Origin of the sequence: Escherichia sp. S10b, assembly GCF_028421345.1 — a bacterium.
Lineage (GTDB): Bacteria > Pseudomonadota > Gammaproteobacteria > Enterobacterales > Enterobacteriaceae > ECMA0423.
Window position 1 is genome coordinate 1 of the sequence record NZ_JAHZSO010000004.1, and the last position, 1,210, is coordinate 1,210.

The 1,210-nt window shown below is 54.0% G+C and carries 1 protein-coding gene; it reads right to left on the reverse strand.

What is annotated here, in order from left to right; translation table 11 throughout:
• Window positions 1-108: 108 nt before the first annotated feature.
• Complete coding sequence (locus FTE26_RS00390; RefSeq protein WP_000399648.1) at window positions 109-1,089, reverse strand: IS110-like element IS621 family transposase; 981 nt, start codon at window positions 1,087-1,089, stop codon at window positions 109-111.
• Between the last annotated feature and the right edge of the window lie 121 nt (window positions 1,090-1,210).

A 1,210-nucleotide genomic window follows, 5' to 3' on the forward strand; every position in this document is an offset into this window, starting at 1 on the left:
TAGATACTGTTATGGCCTGCAAGTTTTTTCCTGGTCCGGTTTCCCGGATTGCAGGCATGCCAGACACAGCGCCGTCAGGCGCTGTTTTTTTCATCCCTTCCGCGATTTTTACGCCGCTACCGGATTATGCCGTGACGCATCGAACGGCACGCCTGACTTCAGCACTCCATACGCCACCTGTGCCAGCTTGCGCATCATCGCGCCGAGAATCACCTTTCCTTTCTTGCCATTAGCCGCCAGACGGTCGCGGAACGCCCGTCCCCACTCAGTCTTACTGGTGGCTACCATTGCGGGCATATACAACGCCCTGCGAAGCGACACATGTCCGGCCTTACTCATCCGGCTCGCCCCTCTCACACTGCTACCTGATTCATAACGCCGTGGTGTCAGACCCGCAAAAGCGGCGAACTGTCTGGCATGGGCGAAGCGGTCCTTCAGACCGATATAAGCCAGCAATACCGCAGATGTTTTCTCTCCGATACCCGGGATGCTTTCCAGCAGTTTCCTGCGGTGTTTCATATCCGGATCATCGTCTGTCAGGTCTTTTATCTGCTTCTCAAGACGCTTCAGCTCTGCTTCAAGCCACAGAAGGTGAGCATCAATGCTCGGTCTCTGGACTTCCCGCGCCGTTTCAGTGCGATTCAGTTCCTGCGTGTGCATATCTGTCAGCGCCTGGTGGCGGACTACCAGGGCACGCAACGCGCGTTCAAGCGGGTGAGGCGCTTCCCAGGCTGCAGGGCGCTTCTGACGACAGAACTCTGCCAGCATGCGCGCATCCACGGTATCAGTCTTGTTACGCAGTCCTTCACTCTGAGCGAAAGCTTTACCCAGCGCAGGATTAATGACTGACACTATGTAGCCAGCATCGTAAAGGCACTCAGCGACAGGTTCCATATAGGTGCCGGTCGCTTCGATGCAGATATGCGCATGGTCAATCTTGTGACCTTTCAGCCAGCTCACCAGCTCATCGTGCCCTTTAGTGGTGTTAGCGAATTTTTTGGTGCGATGACGACCATCAGGACGCAACACATCGACATCCAGTTTCTCTTTAGCGGTGTCGATACCGATATAATGAAGTTCATGTTCCATAGTGAAACCAACCTTGCAAATACGGATTACCGGGAAAACCGGTCCATGATACTGTCCGGTTTATCACTTTGGGAGAAAGGCAGTCCGCTGCATAAATCTACGCAACAGGTTAGAACCCAAG